This is a genomic window from Treponema sp. R6D11, from assembly GCF_054786075.1.
In genome coordinates this window covers 1-1,965 of record NZ_BDHD01000263.1, presented here as the reverse complement: position 1 = coordinate 1,965, position 1,965 = coordinate 1, and the positions used below count along the sequence as shown (strand labels likewise).

Here is a 1,965-nt window from a genome sequence, read left to right as displayed (position 1 = left end):
GTTCTTAGCGATATACTTGCGTATCACTTAAGGAAAACTTTATGGGTAAAATAATTACATTTGGCGAAATAATGCTGCGCCTCGCGCCGGAAGGCTATTACCGCTTTGTTCAGGCGAATTCTTTCGGCGCGACTTACGGCGGCGGCGAGGCGAATGTCGCCGTCTCCCTTGCCGGTTTCGGCATGGACGCCGCTTTTGTTACAAAACTTCCCAAGCACGAGATAGGGCAGGCGGCCGTTAACAAACTGCGCGAATTCGGCGTGGACACTTCGTTTATCGTGCGGGGCGGAAGCAGGGTAGGGATATATTTTCTTGAGAAGGGCGCGTCCCAACGCCCGTCCAAGGTAATTTACGACCGCGCAAATTCCGCCATCGCCACGGCCGCCGAGAGCGACTTTGACTGGGACAAAATTTTTCAAGGTGCGGCATGGTTTCATTTTACGGGGATAACTCCAGCGCTTTCCGACGGCGCGGCGGCTATTTGTCTTTCTGCGTGCAAAGCCGCGCGTTCAAAAAAAATAACAGTTTCCTGCGATCTTAACTACCGCGCTAACCTTTGGTCGCGTGAAAAGGCGTCGGAAGTTATGGGCAAACTTATGGAATATGTCGATATTTGCATTGCTAATGAAGAAGACGCCGCCGACGTTTTCGGCATACACGCGAGCGGCAGCGACGCGACTTCCGGCAAGATCAGCCACGACGGCTACAAGGAAGTCGCCGCCGCCCTTATCAAAAAATTTAATTTTAAGCAGGTTGCGATTACCCTGCGCGAATCAATCTCCGCCAACGACAACAACTGGGCGGCTATGCTCTGTACGGGAAGCGATTTTTATTTTTCAAAAAAGTACCCCGTTCACATAGTGGACAGGGTCGGCGGCGGCGACAGTTTCGGCGCGGGACTAATTTACGCTAACCTTCAGGGGCTGTCCCCTCAGGAAGGCCTTGAATTTGCCGTTGCCGCAAGCTGTCTAAAACACACAATAGAGGGCGACATGAACATGGTTTCCGTGGACGAAGTAAAAAAACTCGCCGGCGGCAACGCTTCGGGCAGGGTGCAACGGTAGTAGGGCTGTGAGTTGACTTTTGTTAAAAAACAAGATAAAGTGAAAAGAAAGAATGTGTTATGCTATCCTTGATAAGCAAATAGCCCGGATGGTGGAATTGGTAGACACGCTAGTTTCAGGTACTAGTGCCTTCACCGGCATGGAAGTTCGAGTCTTCTTCCGGGCAGACGATTTTTAAGAGTAATAAAAATTTTATTATTCAAAATATAAATAAAGACCCGTAAGGACTCGAACTTCCATCAATCAATGTTCGAGTCTTCTTACGGACAGCTAGACAAAGCACCGCGTGAAGCGGTGTGGATGATCTTACGCCGCCTGCTGAGAGCACCAGAAATGCCGCAGTTTGTGAAAGTGCAAGGACACCTTTAGGTTCAGCTAACCTAAGCACCGCGAAGCGGTGTGGCTGAACAATGCCGCATGCTGAGAGCACCGATAAATACTGCAGTTTGTAAAAAAAGCAAGGCAGCCTTTAGGTTGCCGTCAGTGCGACGACAGTGCGACGCTCGTGCGATATAATTTGCTCTTTTTAGCTATTTCGTGTATAATACCATTAGAGAGGGTACCCCATGAAAAAGATATTAGTTTTAATTTTAGCGCTATTAGCCTCCCTGCTTATTTCATGCGGCGTAACTGAGCCGAAGGAAACGTCCAAAGATGATACTCCGGTTGATTTTGAAGTACCGTCCTTGCCGACGAATCCAAAGCCATTCAACGATTTATCCGCAAGCGAAATTGTAGCCGAAATAAAAATAGGCTGGAATCTGGGGAATACCCTTGACGCTAATCCAAACGAAACGTCATGGGGAAACCCGTTGACAAAAAAATCAAATATTGACGCGATAAAAGCCGCCGGATTTAACGCCATAAGGATTCCCGTCTCGTGGAGCCGCCATGTTGATAA

The 1,965-nt window shown here is 48.7% G+C and carries 2 protein-coding genes and 1 tRNA gene; all 3 read left to right on the top strand.

Annotated features, from left to right (window positions below; all coding sequences use genetic code 11):
- Window positions 1-41: 41 nt before the first annotated feature.
- Window positions 42-1,064, top strand: coding sequence for a PfkB family carbohydrate kinase (locus ACYVTD_RS12060; RefSeq protein WP_461248004.1), 1,023 nt, complete (start codon window positions 42-44; stop codon window positions 1,062-1,064).
- Window positions 1,065-1,146: 82 nt separating this feature from the next.
- Window positions 1,147-1,230: transfer RNA gene (locus ACYVTD_RS12055), tRNA-Leu, on the top strand.
- Window positions 1,231-1,630: 400 nt separating this feature from the next.
- A partial coding sequence (locus tag ACYVTD_RS12050; protein ID WP_461248003.1) for a cellulase family glycosylhydrolase occupies window positions 1,631-1,965 on the top strand: 335 nt, incomplete at its 3' end.

Bases quoted from the DNA above. Each gene is read 5' to 3' on its own strand.
- ACYVTD_RS12060 (WP_461248004.1), top strand. From the start codon at position 42: ATGGGTAAAATAATTACATTTGGCGAAATAATGCTGCGCCTCGCGCCG.